The organism is Streptomyces sp. WMMB303, assembly GCF_029351045.1.
Classification (GTDB): domain Bacteria; phylum Actinomycetota; class Actinomycetes; order Streptomycetales; family Streptomycetaceae; genus Streptomyces.
The window spans coordinates 3943811-3963747 of record NZ_JARKIN010000001.1 but is presented as its reverse complement, the minus strand read 5'-3'; the positions used below and the strand labels follow the sequence as shown (position 1 = coordinate 3963747).

Annotated in this window: 14 protein-coding genes, 1 tRNA gene and 1 pseudogene; 10 read left to right on the top strand and 6 right to left on the bottom strand. The window is 70.3% G+C overall.

Features of this window, described 5'->3' with window-relative positions; genetic code table 11:
• The first annotated feature begins 113 nt into the window (after nucleotides 1-113).
• From P2424_RS17615 to P2424_RS17600, 4 genes and pseudogenes are all read left to right on the top strand, one after another.
• Nucleotides 114-1319, top strand: coding sequence for a sensor histidine kinase (locus P2424_RS17615; protein WP_276476697.1), 1206 nt, complete (start codon nucleotides 114-116; stop codon nucleotides 1317-1319).
• Complete coding sequence (locus tag P2424_RS17610; RefSeq protein ID WP_276476696.1) at nucleotides 1316-1981, top strand: response regulator transcription factor; 666 nt, start codon at nucleotides 1316-1318, stop codon at nucleotides 1979-1981. The genes P2424_RS17615 and P2424_RS17610 overlap by 4 nt, the downstream gene beginning before the upstream one ends.
• Before the next feature lie 503 nt (nucleotides 1982-2484).
• Nucleotides 2485-2886: a hypothetical protein gene (locus P2424_RS17605; protein ID WP_276476695.1), complete on the top strand. Its 402-nt coding sequence runs from the start codon at nucleotides 2485-2487 to the stop codon at nucleotides 2884-2886.
• Nucleotides 2887-3052: 166 nt separating this feature from the next.
• Nucleotides 3053-3928: pseudogene (locus P2424_RS17600) on the top strand (IS5 family transposase).
• Nucleotides 3929-3950: 22 nt separating this feature from the next.
• Here P2424_RS17600 and P2424_RS17595 read toward each other — a convergent pair.
• Nucleotides 3951-4400, bottom strand: coding sequence for a nuclear transport factor 2 family protein (locus P2424_RS17595; protein ID WP_276476694.1), 450 nt, complete (start codon nucleotides 4398-4400; stop codon nucleotides 3951-3953).
• A gap of 132 nt (nucleotides 4401-4532) precedes the next feature.
• On the opposite strand from P2424_RS17595, the gene P2424_RS17590 reads away from it, so the two are divergent.
• Nucleotides 4533-5624: an IS630 family transposase gene (locus tag P2424_RS17590; RefSeq protein WP_276476693.1), complete on the top strand. Its 1092-nt coding sequence runs from the start codon at nucleotides 4533-4535 to the stop codon at nucleotides 5622-5624.
• 194 nt (nucleotides 5625-5818) lie between these two features.
• Here P2424_RS17590 and P2424_RS17585 read toward each other — a convergent pair.
• Nucleotides 5819-5892 (bottom strand) — tRNA-Pro (locus tag P2424_RS17585).
• 299 nt (nucleotides 5893-6191) lie between these two features.
• On the opposite strand from P2424_RS17585, the gene P2424_RS17580 reads away from it, so the two are divergent.
• Nucleotides 6192-7538: an NAD(P)/FAD-dependent oxidoreductase gene (locus P2424_RS17580; protein WP_276476692.1), complete on the top strand. Its 1347-nt coding sequence runs from the start codon at nucleotides 6192-6194 to the stop codon at nucleotides 7536-7538.
• 279 nt (nucleotides 7539-7817) lie between these two features.
• On the opposite strand, the gene P2424_RS17575 is transcribed toward P2424_RS17580, so the two are convergent.
• A complete protein-coding gene (locus P2424_RS17575; protein ID WP_276476691.1) occupies nucleotides 7818-9272 on the bottom strand; it encodes a lipase maturation factor family protein in 1455 nt (484 codons plus the stop codon).
• Nucleotides 9273-9366: 94 nt separating this feature from the next.
• Between P2424_RS17575 and P2424_RS17570 the strand changes: the two genes are divergently transcribed.
• The 4 genes from P2424_RS17570 (at nucleotide 9367) to P2424_RS17555 (ending at nucleotide 15323) form a co-directional block, all read left to right on the top strand.
• On the top strand, nucleotides 9367-12012 hold the full coding sequence (locus tag P2424_RS17570) for an excinuclease ABC subunit UvrA (protein ID WP_276476690.1): 2646 nt from the start codon (nucleotides 9367-9369) through the stop codon (nucleotides 12010-12012).
• A 213-nt stretch (nucleotides 12013-12225) separates the two neighbouring features.
• Nucleotides 12226-13446, top strand: a complete 1221-nt coding sequence (locus tag P2424_RS17565; RefSeq protein WP_276476689.1) for an FAD-dependent monooxygenase — start codon at nucleotides 12226-12228, stop codon at nucleotides 13444-13446.
• Between the two features lie 78 nt (nucleotides 13447-13524).
• Nucleotides 13525-14199, top strand: coding sequence for a response regulator transcription factor (locus tag P2424_RS17560; RefSeq protein ID WP_276476688.1), 675 nt, complete (start codon nucleotides 13525-13527; stop codon nucleotides 14197-14199).
• Between the two features lie 53 nt (nucleotides 14200-14252).
• A complete protein-coding gene (locus tag P2424_RS17555) occupies nucleotides 14253-15323 on the top strand; it encodes an MsnO8 family LLM class oxidoreductase (protein ID WP_276476687.1) in 1071 nt (356 codons plus the stop codon).
• 98 nt (nucleotides 15324-15421) lie between these two features.
• On the opposite strand, the gene P2424_RS17550 is transcribed toward P2424_RS17555, so the two are convergent.
• The 3 genes from P2424_RS17550 to P2424_RS17540 form a co-directional block, all read right to left on the bottom strand.
• The gene (locus tag P2424_RS17550) at nucleotides 15422-16879 is read right to left on the bottom strand and encodes an acyl-CoA synthetase (protein ID WP_276476686.1); all 1458 of its coding nucleotides are present in this window, start codon (nucleotides 16877-16879) and stop codon (nucleotides 15422-15424) included.
• Between the two features lie 130 nt (nucleotides 16880-17009).
• On the bottom strand, nucleotides 17010-17780 hold the full coding sequence (locus P2424_RS17545) for a DUF4239 domain-containing protein (protein ID WP_276476685.1): 771 nt from the start codon (nucleotides 17778-17780) through the stop codon (nucleotides 17010-17012).
• 1384 nt (nucleotides 17781-19164) lie between these two features.
• On the bottom strand, nucleotides 19165-19815 hold the full coding sequence (locus P2424_RS17540) for an N-acetylmuramoyl-L-alanine amidase (protein WP_276476684.1): 651 nt from the start codon (nucleotides 19813-19815) through the stop codon (nucleotides 19165-19167).
• Nucleotides 19816-19937 lie beyond the last annotated feature (122 nt).

The window sequence follows — 19937 nt, the reverse complement described above, 5'->3', positions numbered from 1 at the left end:
GGGCCCCGCTCGGGCATCGGACCGCCGGCCACAAGCGGGGCATCCCAAGTAGCCCCCGGGAGTAAGCCCGTGGACCAATTCCCGGGTGCGGGCTGTTTGCCTATGATCGGCGCATGAAAGCCCCGCTGGATGCTCCGCGGTCGCTCCTTGCCGAGGTCCTGGCCTGGTGCTCAGGCATCGCATACGTCGTCCTGCTCTACGTCGTCGTGCTGAACACCGGCCGCGAACTGACCGGCATGCGCCTGCTGCCGGCCGCGCTGCCGGCCGTTCTGCTGTTGCCCCTGGTGCTGCGGCGGCCGTTGCCTGCCCTGGCGCTGCTGCTCACCATCTCCTTCGCGGCGACCGTCTGGGCGGAATCGGCAATGGCTGCGGGCCAGCGCGCGATGGGCATCGTGCCGCCCGCGCAGACGCAAGCGTGGCAGATCGCGTCTCTACAGGCAGTCCTCACCGATCTCACCATCGGATGGATAGCCGCCACCCGGTCGAGGCGGACCGCGATCGTCGCCGCACTGGTGGCGCTCGGCGTACAGATCGGGGGCGCCGGCTACTACCGGGCGGGCTCGTCGCCGTTCCTCGCCGCTTTGGTTTTCCTGGCTCTGCTGATGGTCACCACCTGGACGGTCGGCTACTCGGTCCGCGAACGCCGCCAGCACACAGCCGACCTGCGGGTCAGAGCCGCCGAGCAGGCCGTCGTCGCAGAGCGGCTGCGGATCGCCCGGGAGCTGCATGACATGGTGGCGCACAGCATCGGCACCATCGCCATCCAGGCCGGGGTGGGTCGGCGCGTCATCGACACTCAGCCGTCGGAGGCCCGTAACGCCCTTGCCGCCATCGAGGGAACCAGCCGCGACACCTTGGCGGGCCTACGCCGGATGCTCGGCGCACTACGGCAGACGGCTCCCGGGGACGGCGCACCACTCGGCCCGGCGCCGGGGCTCGCCGAACTCGATGTGCTGGTGGAGCGGGCCCTGGATGCGGGGGTGCGGGTGGAAATCGAGTGGCGCCGGGAGCGGCGGCCGCTGCCGGGGGAGATCGAACTGTCCGCGTACCGCATCATCCAGGAAGCGATCACCAACGTGGTCCGCCACTCGGGCGCCCCCGCATGCCGTGTGACCATCGACTGCCAGGAGGACGATCTGTTCATCGAGATCACCGACGAGGGCCGTGGCCTGTCCGGTCTTCCCGGCGCAGCCGGCTACGGGTTGACGGGCATGCGGGAACGGACGGCGCTGCTGCACGGCGAGTTCACGGCCGGATCGCGTCCCGAGGGCGGCTTCGTCGTTGCGGCACGACTCCCGCTGCCGGTGGCAGTCACATGATCCGGGTGCTGCTCACCGATGACCAGCCGCTGGTCCGGCACGGGCTGCGGGTGCTAGTCGCCGACCGCCCCGGGCTGGAGGTGGCGGGCGAGGCGGCGAATGGGGAGGAGGCGGTGCGGCTCGCGGACCAGCTGGCGCCGGATGTGGTGGTGATGGACATCCGGATGCCCGGCATGAATGGCATCGAGGCCACCCGGCGGATCATCACAGGCTCCAGCACACCACCGAAGGTCCTCATCCTCACTACGTTCGACGACGACGAGTACGTCTACGGCGCGCTGCGCGCAGGGGCGAGCGGCTTTCTCGTCAAGGACATGGACATGGACCAGATCCTCACCGCGATCGAGGTCGTCGCCGCGGGCGACGCCCTCATCGCACCGAGCGTGACACGCCGCCTGATCGCGGAGTTCTCGGCCCGCCCCGATGCGACACCGCCGCCCCCGCGACCGGTGGACGGCATCACCGTCCGCGAACGGGAAGTGCTCACCCTGGTCGGCCGCGGACTGTCCAACGCGGAGATCGCCACGCAGTTGCACATCAGCGTGGCCACGGCCAAGGCCCATGTGGGCAGGCTGCTGACAAAGCTGGATGCGAGAGACCGGGTGCAGTTGGTCATCTTGGCTTACGAGCTGGGGCTGGTGACGCCGACGACGCGGGGGTAGGGCTCCGACCAGCGGGTGAGATGCGAGGGCTGGCCAGCAGGACGGCGCCGTTGTTGGCTGCGGTCTGGCCAGACCGAACGGTGAACGAGGTGGTGGGTGGCCACCGGGCCGCGGGAGCTGTCACACAGCCCGGTCAGCGGAGCTGCCGCGGACATGGTGCCGGCGAGCTTGAGACACAGCGTCGCTGACGCCCTGCGCGTGGCCTGCTACCTGCGCCGCCCACCCGCGCAGACGGTGTCCGTCAAAGTGGAACAGGCTCAGACAATTCGGCTCATCATGTGAGCCGTTGCTCGTGGAGCTTCCTCTGACGCGCGCTGCCAGGACCGATACGGTTCGGCCACTCTGCGGCCTACTGCGGAAGTTGTACGGGGCCGCGCACTACCGTACTGGGCTGAGGCGAAGAGCAAACCGTGACGGGATGTCTCGATCTTCCCAGCAGCGGCATCCTCGGCAGAGCGCATCACCGGCAAGATCAGCCACTGCGATCACGTCAGGGGGACAGCATGGTCAAGATCCGACCGCTCATCGCTGCAATGGCAGCAGCAACCGCTCTCACTACCGGCTTCGCCGGCAGCGCTGTGGCCGCCGAGCAGGGTTCTTCCTCAGCACAGGGCAGCAAGTGCACAACCCTGTGGACGAGCAACGGCAAGGGCTCGGTCTACGTCTGCTGGAGCTGGCACAAGAACTCGAAGGGCACCTATGACGGCACCTACAGTGGCAAGTTCTACGACCACGCCAAGGACGGCAAGTGGGTGATCCTCCAGGCAAGGTGGGCCTGCCGGGGCTGGACGCCGGTTCAGACCGCCGCCAACGGGGAGTCGTTCTCCTCCGACTTCTACGGCATAAGCGGGCTCAATTTCCGAGCTTGCCTGACCGGCGGCTACTGCGGCAGCCCTGCATGGTGACGCATGCTTGACAGTTGATGGAGGGGCCTCACTGACGCGGTGTGTCCCTTCGTCAGCAACCCGGTGTCGAATAGGACGGTCGGCGTGTCCTTACGCTGGCCGTTCAGGCCAGTGGCGGGCCAGGGTCCGTTGCGAAAGTGGATCTTGGTCGTGGTGATCACGCTCTGTGGGACGTGGTGATCTGACGAATGGCCAGTGGGCCCGGCTGGAGCCGCTGCTGCCACAGGGCATCAAGCCGGGCCGTCCGCCGGTGTGGACGCGGCGGCAACTGATAGACGGCATACGGTGGCGGACCCGGACAGGTGCTCCCTGGCGCGATGTGCCGGAACGCTACGGGCCCTGGGACCGGATCTAGGACCTATTCCGCCGCTGGCAGCGGGATGGCACCTGGGCCAGGATCGTCACCCACCTCCAGGCCGAGGCGGATGCGAAGGGCCTGATCACCTGGGACGTGAACGTCGATTCCACCGTCTGCCGGGCCCACCGGCACGCGGCCGGAGCGGCGAAAAGGGGGATCTGCAAAAGGAGCCGCCCGGCGGCATTGCCGTCGAGCCGGCCGACCACGGCCTCGGACGTTCCTGGGGCGGGCTGACGACCAAGATCCACCTTGCCGTCGAGCAGGGGGCAGAAGCCTCTGTCGGTGCTGATCACGGCTGGACAGCGAGGCGACTCTCCGCAGTTCGAGTCGGTCCTGGACGCGATCCGGGTGCCGCGGATCGGTTCTGGTCGGCCCCGTAGGCGACCGGACCGTGTACGGACCGACAAGGCATACGACTCCCGCCGCAACCGGGCCTACCTGCGAAGACGCGGTATCCAGGCGACCATTCCGGTCCCGGCGGACCGAGTTCGCAACCGCCGGAAACTCGGCTCCCGAGGCGGTCGGCCGCCGAAGTTCGACAAGACCGACTACCGCGAGCGCCACGCGGTCGAGTGCGGGATCAACCGCCTCAAGCGTCACCGGGCCGTGGCCACGGGATACGACAAGCTTGCCGTCCGTTACGAGGCGACCGTGTTGGTGGCAGTCCTCAACGAGTGGCTGTGACCAGTGCGTTTCGCCGTCGACTTCAGTCTGTCGGTGTCGGCACGGCGCAGGTGTCGGCGATAGCCCGCGTGTCCCAGTAGAACGGACGTACCTCGATGATCCGCCCGTCCTTGACCGTGATCGCTTGCAGAATGGGAAAGCTGATTTCACGGCCGGTCGCGCGAGCACGAGCACGGACCCGTGTGAGCACGACCGCAGTCTCGCCAGTGGCCAGGAACTCCTGCTCCACCATCTCGAACGACTCCCACACCGCTCCCATCATGAGGAAGAACTGCGTCATGCCGTTGTGCCCACGCCAAGTGCCTCCGTAGGGCAGGGCATCTGCTTGATGCAGCTCGACATCCGGCGCAAAGAAGGGGGCGAGGAGGTCGAATGAAGCCTCGCCAGGGCCTCCCGCCGCCAGGTACTCCGCCTCAGCGGCATACATGCCGCTGAGAACTGTTGCTGACTCCGTAGTGAATGACATCGTCATGCCGCCAGCATGAGGACCACAGCAGGACCTTGCTGGCGGCAATCAGACACCGTTGTCTGCACGGTCGGCACTTCCGCAACACGCCCTAGTCTTCTGAGTCAGGAAGTCTATTCAGATGTGTAGGGTTGCTTGGTGGCACGTACTGGGCGGCCGAAGGCCGAGTTGATCCTGTCGGATGAGGAGCGGGCTGCGCTGGAGGGATGGGTTCGGCGCCGTTCCACCCCGCAGGCGTGGGCTTTGCGGTGCCGGATCATCCTGGCCTGCGCGGCCGGCGCGTCCAACAAGGACGTGGCCGGACAACTCGGTTCGACGCCGCATGCGGTGGGCCGCTGGCGGAAGCGGTTCGTCGAGCACCGGATCGCCGGGCTGGGTGACATGCCGCGGTCCGGCGGGCCCCGGACGGTCACCGACGAGCAGGTCGCCGCCGTGGTGAAGCGGACACTGGAATCCGCGCCGAAGAACGCCACGCACTGGTCGACGCGGGCAATGGCCACGGAGATGGGCCTGTCGCAGTCGACCGTGTCGCGGATCTGGCGGGCCTTCGGCCTGCAGCCACACCGCACCGAGACGTTCAAGCTGTCGACGGACCCGTACTTCGTCGACAAGGTCCACGACGTGGTCGGCCTCTATCTGGACCCGCCCGAGCGGGCCTTGGTTTTCTGTGTCGACGAGAAGTCGCAGATCCAGGCCCTGGACCGGTCCCAGCCGGTGCTGCCGATGATGCCCGGTGTCCCGCAGCGGGTCACCCATGACTACGTGCGCGCGGGCACCACCACATTGTTCGCCGCGCTGGAGGTGGCCACGGGGAAGGTGATCGGCTCCCTGCACCGCCGGCACCGGGCCGAGGAGTTCAAGAAGTTTCTGATCAAACTCGACCAGGAGATACCGGTGGACCTGGACGTGCACCTGGTGCTGGACAACTACGCCACCCACAAGACACCGGCGATCAAAACCTGGCTGCTGGCGCACCCCCGCTTTCACCTGCACTTCACGCCCACCGGCTCGTCCTGGCTCAACCTGGTCGAGCGGTGGTTCGCCGAGCTGACGAACAAGCAGATACGGCGAGGCGTCCACAGAAGCGTCCAGGCGTTGGAGAAGGACATCCGGACCTGGATCGCCGCATGGAACACCGACCCCAAGCCCTACGTCTGGACGAAGACCGCAGACGAGATCCTCGAACGCCTCGCCAGCTATCTGAATAGAATTCCTGACTCAGAAGACTAGCGACGGCGCGCAGCAGCGGCGTACCGCGCACAACCTCGACCCGATCGTGGGACGGAGAAATCGGGCACGGCTGACGGCTGGGAGCGTGGGAGCGCGAGCGCTCCCAGAGGGCTCCCATCATGGGAGCAGACGCATGTACGGAAGAAGCCGTCCCAGCAAATGCTGGAACGGCTTCCGATCTGCGATCTTCGCAGTCGGGACGGCGGGATTTGAACCCACGACCCCTTGACCCCCAGTCAAGTGCGCTACCAAACTGCGCCACGTCCCGGTGCTCGCTCGGCTCGGGGCTTTTCCCTCGCCGCTCGCGCACAAAGAACAATACAGCACTTCAGGGGGTGCTCGCTCACCCCCTCCCGGTACTGACCGGGCCCGAGGATCATGCGCGGGCAGTCGCCCCTCCCGCGCGGGGGAGTACGGGCCGGTGATCGAAGGGCTACTCCCCGCGCCCGGCCGCCCGCAGCCCGCGTTTGGTGGGCGAGGCGCTGGGAAACCCGGCAGTTCCGCGGCAGGCGGCCGGGGCCCGTACGGTGCGGGACCCCGGTCTCGTTCTGGGAGGAGGTCCCGGTTGTGAGCCGGTCCCGCATTGTGATCGTCGGAGCTGGATTCGCCGGCTACAGGGCAGCGCGCACATTGTCCCGCACGCTCCGTGACGAAGCGGAGATCGTGCTGGTCAACCCCAACGACTACTTTCTCTACCTGCCACTGTTGCCCGAGGTCGGGTCGGGCATCCTGGAGCCGCGGCGGGTCTCGGTCTCGCTCGCCGGCACGCTGCCGCGGGTGCGACTCGTCCTCGGCGAGGTCGACAGTGTCGATCTCGCCGGACGTCGCCTCCGATATGTGGATCCCGAAGGCCGGTCGGGCGAGCTCGGCTACGACCGGCTTCTGCTGACGGTCGGCAGCGTCAACAAGCTGCTGCCGATCCCCGGGGTCGCCGAGCATGCGCACGGCTTCCGGGGTATGCCGGAGGCTCTCTACCTCCGTGATCACATAAACAGGCAGATCGCGCTGGCTGCAGCCGCCGAGGACACGGAGGAGGCAACGGCACGCCGCACCTTCGTGGTCGTCGGAGCGGGCTACACCGGCACCGAGGTCGCGGCGCACGGTCAGATGTTCGCCGAATCGCTGGCCCGGCAGCACGGTCGGCAGGGCACGGGGGAGCGCGGGACGGCGGACAGCCGGCGGACGGGGGAGACACGGACCCGCTGGATGCTCCTCGATGTCGCGCCTCGCGTGCTGCCTGAGCTGGATCACCGTCTGTCCGAGACCGCGGATGAGGTCTTGCGCAAGCGGGGCGTCGAGGTGCGGGCGGGAACCTCTGTTCAGGAGGCGACGAGTGAGGGAGTGGTGCTGGACAGCGGCGAGTTCGTCCCGACGCGCTCGCTGATCTGGTGTGTGGGGGTGCGGCCCGATCCGGTCGTCAAGGATCTCGGGCTGGAGACCCGGCAGGGCCGCATCGTGGTCGACGAGTACCTGCGGGTGCCGGACAGGCCTGAGGTCATGGCCTGCGGTGACGCTGCCGCCGTGCCGGACCTGACCCGGCCGGGGGAGATCACTCCGATGACGGCGCAGCACGCGGTGCGGCAGGGGAAGGTCGCGGGCCGCAATCTCGCGGCCTCCTTCGGACACGGGGAACCCCGCCCCTACAAGCATCACGACCTCGGCTTCATGGTGGATCTGGGCGGGGTCAAGGCCGCCGCGAACCCGCTGCGGGTACCGCTCTCCGGGCCGCTCGCCAACCTGGTGACCCGCGGGTACCACCTGGCGGCCATGCCGGGGAACCGGATCCGGGTCCTGGCGGACTGGGCCCTGGACGCCGTGCTGCCTCGGCAGGCGGCACAACTGGGGCTCGTGCGGTCCTGGTCCGTGCCGCTCGAGTCGGACTCGCCCGAGGTGGCCCGGGTCCCGAAGGGCTGAAGCTGTTCCCCCGTCCGCGCTCAGCTCACCCCCGCCACCCGTGTGGGTGGCGGGGATATGCACAACCGGTCAGTTGTCCACCGGAAATGCGAGGGCCGCCCATGAGCGCGGCAGCCGGGGCAGACTGCTTCCACCGGGGCGAGAAGGCGCCTCGTGCCGGCAGAGCGGAGAGAGAGCGAGGACCGCGATGAGGGAACCTCCTGCATGCCCAGGCGGAACGCAGCCGCGTGTGAGAACAGCCATTCGCACAGCCGTGATCACACCACGGATACCGCACGGTCACCAGCCGTGGCGCCCGCCCGAATGTCCCGCGAGCGCGACCGGCGGCAGGAACTCGCGCTCGAAGGTGCGGTGCCACCAGGCCCCGGTCGCCCGCCGCTCCTCCCGTGTCGTGAAGCGGTAGCGGTACAGCAACGCGCGCACATGGGTGGGTGGCTGCTGGGGGAACGGGTTGGTGTGCAGCAGCCGCAGGGTGGCCGGGTCGTTCTCCAGCAGTCGGGAGACGAAGGGCTCGAACCAGCCGCGTGTATAGGCGGGGGACAGCGCGGCGAACCACATCTGCCAGTCCAGACGCAGATGGTACGGAGCGAACTGCCGCGGCAGTCGGCGTACGTTCCCCGGCTTGCCCTTGAACTCGTACGCGCGCCATACCGTCTCTGAACTGAGTTGTTCCTCGTCCGTGCCCTCGAGAACGATCTCGTGCCGCACACGGGTCACGCTGCCGAAGGCACCGTAGGTGTTCACCAGATGGAGGGAGTTGAACGAGCGATTCATCTGCTGTGTCCGGCTGAGCAGGTTCCGCGCTGGCCACCAGCTCAGCACGATGATCAGCACTGTCGCGAGGCACACCACGACGGCGAACCACAGGGGAGTCGCCGCGTAGCCGGGGGTGCCCGTGACGGGAGAGGGATCGACGGCGGAGAGCGCCAGAACGATCGTCAGCCAATTGAGCCAGGAGAAGTTGCCCGACAGGACGAGCCACAGCTGCGTGATGATGATCAGCCCGGCGGCGATAGTGGCGACCGGCTGCGGAAAGAACAGGCCGAAGGGCACGATGAGCTGGGCCACATGATTGGCGGCCACCTCCATCCGGTGCATACGCCGCGGCAGGTGGTGGAAGAACCAGCTCAGCGGTCCGGGCATCGGTTGGGTCTCGTGGTGGTAGTAGAGGCAGGTCAGGTTGCGCCAGCAGGTGTCTCCGCGCCACTTGATCAGCCCCGCGCCGAACTCCACCCGGAAGAGCAGCCAGCGCATCAGCCACAGGGTCAGCACGGGCGGCGAGGTCTGCGCATTTCCCAGGAAGATCGCGAGGAATCCGCTCTCCAGCAGCAGTGACTCCCAGCCGAAGCCGTAGAAGATCTGACCGACGTTCACGAACGAGAGATAGAGGAACCACAGCAATGCCCACATCACCATCGAGGCCCACAGGGGGACGACATCCGCGGCGCCTGCCACCACCGCGGCAGCCAGCGCGGTACCTGCCCAGGCGCACGCTCCCGTGAAGCGGTCGTCGCATCGCCAGTGGAAGAGGCTGGGGGAGGTCCGGAACGGTACCCGGCGGGTGAACGACGTGGCGGGCACCAGGCCGCGTTCGCCCAGCAGCGCCCGGAACTGCAGCGCCGCCGAGAGAAAGGCAACGAGATAGACCCCTGCCAGCGCACGTTGGAGAACCAGCCGGCTCAGTCCGTATCCGGACGCCGGGAACCACGGCGTGAACCACTCCATGGCGGCCATGGGTACCACCCCTGCGCGCCCTTCACGCACTGTGGCCACTCCCGGGGCAGGGCCGCTGCCGCGGGGTCTCGGGCGCATGTCCGATCATGGAAGGATGAGCGACGACGGATACGTACGGGTGCGCGACGCCCGCGAGCACAATCTTCGCGGCGTGGACGTGGACATCCCGCGGGACGCGCTGGTCGCCTTCACCGGTGTCTCGGGTTCGGGCAAGTCCTCGCTGGCCTTCGGCACACTCTACGCGGAAGCACAGCGCCGCTACTTCGAGTCGGTCGCCCCCTATGCGCGGCGGCTGATCCACCAGGTCGGAGTACCGCGGGTCCAGGAGGTCACCGGCCTGCCGCCCGCGGTGGCGCTGGAGCAGCGGCGGTCGACACCCACGGGCCGCTCGTCCGTCGGTACGGTGACCACGCTGTCGAATTCGCTGCGGATGCTCTTTTCGCGGGCAGGGCAGTATCCGGAAGGCGCCGAGCAGCTGGATTCGGACGCCTTCTCGCCCAACACGGCAGCCGGCGCCTGCCGGGAGTGTCACGGGCTGGGTGTCGTGCACCGGGTCACCGAGGATTCACTGGTCCCGGACCCGTCGCTCAGTGTCCGGGAGGGCGCAGTCGCGGCGTGGCCGGGAGCGTGGCTGGGCAAGAACCTGCGCGACGTGACCGCGGCGCTCGGCTACGACATCGACCGTCCGTGGCGGGAGCTGCCGTCCGAACAGCGCGAATGGTTGCTGTTCACGGACGAGCAGCCGGTCGTCACCGTTCACCCGGTGCGTGAGGCGGGCCGTATCCAGCGGCCCTACCAGGGCACCTACCAGAGCGCGAAGCGGTATGTGCTGCACACCTTCGCGGAGACGAAGAGCGCCACCCTGCGGCAGCGCGTGCGGCGGTTCCTGGTCAGCGCCGACTGTCCGGTCTGCGGCGGTCGTCGGCTGCGCCCGGAGGCGCTCGCCGTGACGTTCGCGGGCCGGGACATCGCCGAGCTGGCGGCCCTGCCGCTGGAAGAGCTCACCGGGGTGCTGCGAGCCGCCACAGGGGGAGGGGAGGGGGTAGGGGGCCCCGAAGAAGGCATCCGGCAGAGCATCGCCGCAACCCTCTGCAGCGACCTCGTCTCCCGCATCGACGTGCTCGTGGAACTGGGTCTGGGCTATCTCAGCACCGACCGGCCCACTCCCACCCTCTCGGCGGGGGAGCTGCAGCGGCTTCGGCTGGCGACCCAGCTGCGCTCCGGCCTCTTCGGCGTGGTCTATGTCCTGGACGAGCCGTCGGCCGGGTTGCACCCCGCCGACACCGAGGCACTGCTGACGGTCCTGGACAGGCTCCGGGAAGCGGGGAACTCGCTGTTCGTGGTCGAGCACGAGATGGCCGTGGTCCGGCGGGCCGACTGGGTTGTGGACGTGGGCCCCGCTGCGGGCGAGCACGGAGGCGAGGTGCTCTACAGCGGCCCGGTGCCCGGGCTGGCGGAGTCGGAGCGTTCCGTCACGCGAACCTACCTCTTCCCCGCGGAAGCCCCCGGCCTCGCGGAAGAAGGTCCCCTCGGCGCCCCGGGGCCCGGCATGCCCTCTGCCCCAGAGGGCGACCGTGTGGACTCCCGCGCCTCCGGGGCACCGGAGCCCGCCCGTCCCGGCCGTCGCGCCTGGCGGCGGGGGGAGGCCACGCCACGCCGCCCGGAGCGCATGCTGTCGCTGTCCGGGGTGACGCGGCACAACCTGCGGGACGTGGATGTGGCGTTTCCACTCGGTGTCTTCACAGCTGTCACAGGGGTCTCCGGTTCTGGTAAGTCCACGCTGGTCACCCAGGTCCTGGCCGACGTCGTCGCCGCGCACACCGGCACCGGGACGGTCGTATCGGGGAAGAGGAGCGGGGCCGCGGGCCCGGGCACGGACGATGCTGAGCCGGGGGCGGAACAGCTCCCGTCCAGTCGCCGCACCGATGTCACGAAGGCCGAGGGAGCAGCGGCCGTGGACCGGCTGGTACGCGTCGACCAGAAGCCCATCGGGCGCACCCCGCGCTCCAATCTGGCGACCTACACGGGCCTCTTCGACGCGGTGCGCAAGGTCTTCGCCGCCACGGACGAGGCCAGGGCCCGGGGGTACGGAGCCGGACGCTTCTCGTTCAACGTCGCCGAAGGCCGCTGCCCGACCTGCCAGGGCGAGGGGTATATCGCGGTGGAACTCCTCTTCCTGCCCGGCAGCTACGCGCCGTGCACGGACTGCCACGGGGCGCGCTACAACCCTCGGACGCTGGAGATCACCTACCGGGGAGCGACCGTCGCCGACGTCCTGGGCATGACGGTCGACGGCGCTGCCGTGTTCCTCGCGGACGTTCCGGCGGCACGGCGCGGACTGGCAGCCCTGCAGCGTGTCGGCCTGGGGTACCTGCGGTTGGGGCAGCCGGCGACGGAGCTGTCGGGGGGCGAGGCTCAGCGCATCAAGCTCGCCGCTGAACTCCAGCGCGGCCGCCGCGGCCACACGCTCTACCTCCTGGACGAGCCCACCGCCGGACTGCACCCGGCCGACACCGAGGTGCTGCTGGGGCAGTTGCACGGACTGGTCCGGGCGGGCCACACGGTCATCGTCGTCGAACACGATCCGGCGGTGGTCGCCGGCGCAGACTGGGTCATCGACCTGGGGCCGGGTGGTGGCGACCGGGGCGGGCGGATCGTCGCTGCCGGAACCCCGGAGGACGTGGCCACCTCCCGCACCAGCGTCACCGCGCCCTATCTCGCGGCTGCCCTGGGCCGCTGACCGAGGCACGGCGAGAGGTCCGGGCAGTGGACTCCGCGCGGGCGGGACAAGGGCCTCCGGGCTGCCACCGCACCCCGGTTCCGTCCGCCCGCGGCCGGCTCCGCCGGAGAGGCGTGCGGCCCGGGCGGCATCCGAGACGCAACCGCCCGCCCTCGCAGGCGGTCAGTAGGGGAGAGCGGCGGTTGAACGGAACACTCAGCGACAGGAGATGCCATGCGGCAGCGGCACGCGCTCATCATCGGCGGCGGCATCGCCGGAGCCATGACGGCGATGTCCCTGCACAAGGCGGGGATCAGCTCGACCGTCCACGAGGCGTACCGGTCCGGCGCCGACGATGCCGGTGCCTTCCTCGTGCTCTTCCACAACGGCCTGGAAGCCTTGCGCACCATCGACGCCCATCCGGCTGTCCTGGATGTCTCCTTTCCCGCGGAACGCATTGAGATGCTCGCGCACACCGGGGACAGAGTGGGCGTGCGGCCGGTCGCGGGGGGAGGGGGCAGCCCCGGCGACGCCGGCCCTCTCGGTCCGCGCACGCTCCGGCGCGCGACTCTCTACCGCGCGCTTCATGATGAGGCGATCCGCCGGGGTGTCGCCATCGAGCACGGCAAGCGTCTCGTCTCCGCCGACACGGCTCCCGACGGGCGGGTCACCGCCCACTTCGCCGACGGCACGCGCGCCGAAGGGGACCTGCTCATCGGGGCCGACGGTCTCCACTCCGTCACTCGCACTCTCATCGACCCCGGCGCGCCCGCGCCGCGCCATACCGGGCAGATCACCGTGTGCGGCTACACACCCGAGGTGCCCACGGAGACTGCGCCGCCTTCCGGCACCTACCGGATGATCCAAGGGCGGCGCGCGTTCCTGGGCTGCACCACGGCGCCCGACGGCGAGGTCTGGTGGTTCGCCAACACCCCCGGCGGCGAGCTCGACCGGGAGGAACTGGCCACCGGTACCCCCTCGGAGCTGGCTCGCTGGCGGGACCACGTCGTCTCGCTCTTCTCCGAGGACGCCTCGCCCGCCGCCGAGATCGTCCGGGGCAGCCGGGGACTCGTGGCCACCAACGCCTATGACATGGCCCGCACCCCTGTCTGGCATCGCGCTTCCATGGTGGTACTCGGGGACGCGGCGCACGCGGCGGCGCCCAACGCGGCACAAGGCGCCTCCCTGGCGATCGAGGACAGCGTCGTCCTCGCCAAATGCCTCCGCGATCTCCCCGGGGTGCCCGCGGCGTTCACCCGCTTCGAGTCGCTGCGCCGCAACCGGGTCGAGGCCGTCGTCGAACGCAGCGCCCGGTTGAACGAACGGGTCGTCCCGCGTCCCGTGGAGGCCCGGACCGGCCCGCGGCGCGACGACGACTCCGGCAGCGACTGGCTGCTGGACTACCGCATCGACTGGGACGCACCCGTCGGGGACGACGCGGGCGCCCGTGCGTGAGCGCACCCGGCCGGCGCGCGACTGTGGGCTCCGTAGGGCGGGGCCGGAGTCCGGGCAGTGGCTGGCTACGGTATGTGCATGACCATCCGCCTGCTCCTTGTCGACGACGACGCTCTCGTACGGGCCGGGCTCCGGCTGATGCTGGGAGGCATCGAGGGCATCGAGATCGTGGGGGAGGCCGCGGACGGCAGCCAGGTGCTCCGACTGGTCGACGAGCACCGTCCGCATGTGGTCCTGATGGACATCCGGATGCCGGCCATGGACGGGCTCACCGCCACCGAGATGCTCCGGGCGCGCGACGAACCGCCCGAGGTCGTCGTCCTGACCACCTTCCACGCCGACGCCCAGGTACTCCGCGCCCTGCGTGCCGGAGCCGCCGGCTTCCTGCTCAAGGACACCCCACCCGCCGACATCCTGGCCGCGGTGCGCAAGGTCGCCTCCGGGGAGCCCGTGCTCTCGCCCGCGGTCACCCGCCAGCTCATCCAACACGTCACCCCCGCGGGCCGGGACACCCGCCGGGCCCGCGCCAAGGACGCCCTCGCCCGGCTCGGCGAGCGGGAGAGCGAGGTGGCGCTCGGCGTCGGCCGCGGACTGGCCAACGCCCGGATCGCGGCGTCCCTCTACATGAGCGTGCCGACGGTCAAGACACACGTCTCCCGCATCCTGACCAAACTCGACCTCAACAACCGCGTCCAGTTCGCTCTCCTCGTCCACGATGCCGGACTGCTGGAGGAACCCCCGGCCGAGGAGTAGCGCACCTTTGCGGGAACCGGGAATCCGTGCCGCCCACAGGTGTTGTAGCGGAGGTGACCCCATCGCCCCGGATCCCGGTACCTCTGTCCGTCCTCGACCGCTCCCTCACCCGGGAGGGCGAGCACTCCGGCCGTGCGCTGCGCGAGACGGTGCGCTTCGCGCGGCAGGCGGAAGCGCTGGGCTTCCTGCGTTTCTGGGTCTCCGAGCACCATGCCGTCCCCGGTATCGCGGGCTCTGCACCGACCGTCCTGGCCGCTGCGGTCGCCTCAGCCACTTCCCGGATCCGGGTCGGGACCGGAGGGGTGATGCTCCCCAACCACCAGCCACTGGTGGTGGCCGAGCAGTTCGGAGTGCTCGAGTCCCTCCACCCCGGCCGCATCGACATGGGACTGGGGCGCTCTGTCGGATTCACCGACGGCGTCCGCAAGGCACTGCGTGTCGGCAAGGACGCCGCCGAGGACTTCGGTGCGCAGATATCAGAACTGCTCGGCTACTTCGAGGGCACCGGGCCGGTGCGTGCCCGGCCCGCAGAGGGACTCCGCGTCCCACCCTTCGTCCTTGCGGTCGGCTCGGGTGCCGCGGTGGCGGCCGAGCACGGACTGCCGCTGGTGATCGGGGCCTCCCGCGACGAGCAGCGGACACGGGAGGCGATACGGGCCTACCGGGCGGCCTTCCGGCCACGCACCGGGCCCGGCGCTCCGGGAGCCGGGGCGAGCGGAGCCGTCCGGGACGGGGCCGCGCCCTACGTCGTCGTCGCGGTGAACGCCGCCGCCGCCGAGACCCGCACGGAGGCGGAAGGGCTGCAGGTTCCCGAGGCGTGGTCGACGGCGCTCTCCCGTACCCGGGGCACCTTCACGCCGCTCGTTCCGCCCCAGGACGTGCTCGGCCGGACGATGAGCCCGAAGGAGCGCGCCGCCTTCGAGGAGGCCCGCCAGACCCAGCTGCACGGTACCCCGCACGAGGTCGCCGCCGCGTTGGCCGGACTCGTGGAGCGCACGGGGGCCGACGAACTCCTGCTGACGCTCAACACCTACGACCCCGACCACCGCCTCCGCTCCTATCGCCACCTCGCCGAGGTCGCAGACCTGGGAGGAAGCCTGCCCACCTCCGCGCCCCCGGGCTGAGTCGCCCGGTATCCCACCGGGATCCGTGCGAACGACAGGTACCGCGGGTCCGGCGGCCGGTCGGGGAGGGGCGCTCGCGGACGCGGACGTACTGGCTGTCAGCGTTGCTGACCGGGCAGTTCCCGCTTGAGCACCTTTCCCATGTCGTTGCGTGGCAGTGCGTCCAGGAAGCGCACGTCGCGCGGGCGCTTGTGCGGGGCGAGCCGGCCGGCCACCAGTTCGGTCAGGTCGTCCGCCGACGGCGGTTGCTGTGGCGTCACCGGCACGATCCAGGCGACGACGCGCTCGCCCAGGTCGTCGTCCGGTTCGCCGGTGACGGCGGCCTCCGCGACGGCGGGATGCCCGAGGAGGACGTTCTCGATCTCGCCCGCACCGATCCGGAAGCCGCCGCTCTTGATCATGTCGGTTGCTTTGCGGCCGACGAGGCGCACCGACCCGTCCGCGTCCCGTGTCGCCATGTCACCGGTGCGGAACCAGCCGCCGTCGAATGCCTCGGCCGTCGCGTCGGGGCGGTTGAGGTACTCGGTGAACAGGTTCGGCCCGCGCACCTGGAGTTCCCCCACCGTCTCGGTGTCCTCCGAGGGAAGGCGCTGCCCTGTGTCGTCCACCAGCCGGATGTCCACATCGCGCAGCGGCAGACCGACGGAACCCCTGCGGGAGCTTCCCGAGGGGCGCACGCTGGTGTTCATCAGCGTCTCGGTCATCCCGTACCGCTCGATCACCTGCTGGCCCGTCGCGGCGGTGAGCCGCTCGTGGTCGTGCAGCGGAAGCGCGGCCGAGCCCGACACCAGCAGCCGTGCCCCGGCGAGCGCGCGCACCAGGTCCGGATCGCTCTCACAGGCGTCGGCGAGGCGGTGGTACATGGTCGGGACACCGAACAGCATCGTGCCGCCGCCCGCCAGTTCCCGGGCCACTCCCTGAGTGCTGAAGGCCCCCAGATGGCGCAGTGCGCACCCGCGGCGCAGCGGACCCAGGACGCCGAGGATCAGCCCGTGCACGTGGAACAGCGGCAGTCCGTGCACCAGCACGTCGTCCTCCGTCCACTGCCACGCTTCCACCAGCGCGTCCAGATTGGCGGCCACGGCGCGCCGCGACAGCACCACGCCCTTGGGCGGCCCGGTCGTGCCCGAGGTGTAGACGATGAGTGCCGCGGTCTCGGCGTTCGGCTCGGTGGGCAGCACCCAGGTCCCCTCCTCCGCCTCGTCGGGGATCGCGATGTCGGTGCGCGGCAGCGACCCGAGCGCTGCCGGAAGCTCCGCACCGGGTTCTGCCAGCACTGTCGCGGGTGCGCTGTCGTTGACGATGTGCGCCAGTTCGCTCTCGCCGCTCTTCGGGTTCACCGGGACCACGGGCACCCCGGCCAGCAGACCGGCGACCACGCCGACCGCCGTCTCCAGGCTGGGCTTCGCCCAGACCGCGACGGGCGCCGAGGTCTGCAACCTGGTGGCCAGGCCGCCGGCCACGGCAGCCAGCCGACGGTAGCTGAGGACTCGGTCGCCGAAACGCAGCGCCGTGTGCGAGGACGCCGCGTGCAGCGCGGGGAAGAGCAGGGACACCCGGACTCCTTTGTGATCTCTCGCCTCTGGGACCGCCAGCATCTCACCCGTCCCGCGGTCGGGGGAGCCGATGGGGTGTGCCCGACCGCGGGCGGGCTCGGAGGTCCATAGGGACGCCTGCCGGGGCCGCTCAGCCCGAGGAGCCCGCGGCCCGTGGGAACAGCGTCGTGAACGCTTCCTTCGGGTCCTCGAGGCCGCGGGCGAAGGGGGCGTCGAAGTGCCAGACCAGGAAGAGGAGGAAGGCGATCAGGGCGCTGAAGATGCCCGCCAGGATCAGTTCCCTGCCGGAGCGCTGGATCTGCAGCGCGAAGAGCATGCCCACCGAGACCACCGCGCCCGCGTACAGCCCGATCCACACCACGCCCGGCATCGTGGGTCCGGCGCCGGTCGCCCGTGCGGTGCGGGCGGTGTCCGCCGCGGCGATCTGGTCGACAACGGCCTGGTAGGACTGCGCCTGCTGCATGGTGGCCGGTTCGAAGGACGTCGCGTCGCCGCGCAGCTTCTCGAGCATGCGAGTGCCCCGGTCGGTGAGCTCGTTCTGCTCCACCATGTGCGACCACTCGGTGGTGACCGCGTACCGCACGTAGCCGTCGATGTCCGCGCGCACCCGCTCGCGCTCGGCCGCCGGGTAGACGCCCACCCGTTCGCTCACCTCGTGCAGCGCCTGCGCCTCCTGAGCGAGGGCCTCGTCCGCCGCGTTGCGCGCCTCCCAGACCCCGGCGATGGCCAGTCCCAGCACAATCGCATACACCACACCGATCATCATCGTCATGTACTCGATTACGTCCGGCGTCTCCGTCGGATCGCCTGTCGTGGCACGCCGGCGTCTGAGGACGACGACAACGACGACGACCAGACAGGCGGCGATCAGACTGAGCGCCGGCATGAAGCTTTCGGACACGGGTCCTCCACGAGGCGTTGGGCGGGGGGAGAGGGGCGGTGGTGCACCACCTGCGCGGCCGGAACCGGGGTCAGCTGTCGCTCGTGCCGGGGCCACCTGTCGCCGCCTGCCGTCCGCCGCTCGAACGGGGGCGCAGCGCGGCGGCCGCGAGGACGGCCGGAGTGACGATCAGCAGCGTGCGGGTGACCATCGACAGGCTGCCGTCCGGTCGCTCGCGCTGGGGAGCGGGCCGGCGCGGAGCAGCGACCGCAGTGCGCGAGGGCGCCGGCGAACGGACCGGCCGGGAGGACTCCGCGGGACGGGGCGACGTCCGGTCCGGCCGGACCGGACGTGCGGCGGCCCGGACCTTCGACGCCTGGGGAATGGCCCGCGGCTTCGGGGGGACGGGCGGCTCTGCGGCCGGAGAAGGCGGCGGCTCCGAGGGCGCGGGAGACGGGGCGGGCGCGGGAGGGCTCTGCTTCGGAGGCCGGGGCGACGGCCGGGGCGTCGGCGGAGTGGGGCGGGGCGGATGCGGGAGACATGCCGCTCCCGCCGAGAGGTCGAGGCTGACGCCGGGCGCCCGCACCGACAGGGAGGCGCCCGGACAGCGGCCGGTCCGTCCTGCTGTCGCATCGACACGGGTTCTCCCGGTGCCGACCGAGAGGTGGGCGCCGCCGTCCGGGTGGGGCCGCCGGCCGGCCGCTGCCGCGTGCGGAACCACGGTGGGCGGGAGGTGCGGTGGTGTCACTGTCCGGGGAGTGGAAGCGGCTGTCGCCGAAGAAGCGGCGAGGTTGAGTGAACTACTGGTCGAGTGGGAGGGCTTCGGTGGCAGGCTGTCATTCGCTCCACCGCCGTCCGTCCGGGCTGCTGCCGCGAGCACGACGGATTCGTCGGCGGCGAGGGGGGCTTCGGCAACCGGAGCAGCCGCCACTGCCGCCCCGCAGGCCGTTGCCCCCATCGCCAGGCACACGAGTGCCGCCGCTGCCAGCTTCTGCCGTCCGTCGCGGCCCGCGGCCTGTTTGTCTTCCCGTTGTCGCACACGCTGAGGATGGCGGGGAAGGGAGCCGCGCAGAAGCCTTCCAGCCGGTAGTCACACGATGGGTTGAAGTGCTTGCGTGCCCGGCTGATCACGCGCCCGAACTGGCGTGTGGTCAGGGCGGGTCGGCAGGGATGCGGGTGTCTGCCCCGGCAGGGCCGGGCGGTGGCCGGGCCGAGCTGCCGCAGGACGGGTGGGGGTCACGCATCTGTTCGCGAACGGGCGCGCGTACCCGTGCGGAACCGGATACGCGCCCCCGTTCGGCGGCCGACAGCCGGGCTGCCGCCGAGGGCGGTCTCTTTGCTGTCGGCCTGTTGCCCAGCCGGGTCGGTCGGCCGACTCTGCCGGGCCCGCCCGCCTCCCGTTCCGTCAATGCGCCTTGACGAGGTCCATGTAGTGTGCCCAGTCCCACTCGCCGCCGGGGTCGGTGTGGTCGGCGCCGGGCACCTCGTTGTGTCCGATGATGTTCCGGCGGTCCAGCGGGATCCCGTGCCGGCGGCAGATGTCCGCCGTCAGCGCGGCCGATGCCTCGTACATGGCCTCTGTGAACCAGGCCGGTTCGTCGATCCATCCTTCGTGCTCGATGCCGACACTGCGCGTGTTGTAGTCCCAGTTGCCCGCGTGCCAGGCCACGTTCTTCTCGCGCACCATCTGGGCCACGTGGCCGTCGTCGGAGCGCACCACGTAGTGCGCGGAGACCGCCTTGTCAGGGTTCTGGAAGATCTCCAGGGTGTCCGCGTAGTACTCCTGGGTGACGTGGATGATCACGAACTCGACCGGGTATTGCGCGGGCCGGCTCGCCGTCGTGTAGTTGGCGGAGGAGGCGGGGACCCACTCCGCCGCCGGATAGTCCACGGCGAGCGGCCTTCTGGACCGGGCCACCGCGGCTCCGCCCGAGACGAGTGAGGCGCCTGCGAGACCGGCGGCGAGAGTGAAGCCTGCCCCTCCGCGCAGCAGCGCGCGCCGCGGAAGGTGGGGGCGTGAGGGGAAGGATCCGGGGTTCTGGCGTGCTGAGTCCATCGTGTCTCCCAGTGGGGGAATGGGTGCACGTACAGGGCGAGTTGACGCGCGTTGATGATGGCAGCCCCCGGAAGGGCTGCCAAGAGTCGCCAGAATGTGCCATTGGACCGACCTGTGGCCGT

Coding starts and splice junctions, on each gene's coding strand:
- P2424_RS17565 (WP_276476689.1), top strand. CDS start 12,226: ATGCGGCAGCGGCACGCGCTCATCATCGGCGGCGGCATCGCCGGAGCC.
- P2424_RS17540 (WP_276476684.1), bottom strand. CDS start 19,815: ATGGACTCAGCACGCCAGAACCCCGGATCCTTCCCCTCACGCCCCCAC.
- P2424_RS17595 (WP_276476694.1), bottom strand. CDS start 4,400: ATGACGATGTCATTCACTACGGAGTCAGCAACAGTTCTCAGCGGCATG.
- P2424_RS17575 (WP_276476691.1), bottom strand. CDS start 9,272: ATGGCCGCCATGGAGTGGTTCACGCCGTGGTTCCCGGCGTCCGGATAC.
- P2424_RS17560 (WP_276476688.1), top strand. CDS start 13,525: ATGACCATCCGCCTGCTCCTTGTCGACGACGACGCTCTCGTACGGGCC.
- P2424_RS17605 (WP_276476695.1), top strand. CDS start 2,485: ATGGTCAAGATCCGACCGCTCATCGCTGCAATGGCAGCAGCAACCGCT.
- P2424_RS17610 (WP_276476696.1), top strand. CDS start 1,316: ATGATCCGGGTGCTGCTCACCGATGACCAGCCGCTGGTCCGGCACGGG.
- P2424_RS17615 (WP_276476697.1), top strand. CDS start 114: ATGAAAGCCCCGCTGGATGCTCCGCGGTCGCTCCTTGCCGAGGTCCTG.
- P2424_RS17570 (WP_276476690.1), top strand. CDS start 9,367: ATGAGCGACGACGGATACGTACGGGTGCGCGACGCCCGCGAGCACAAT.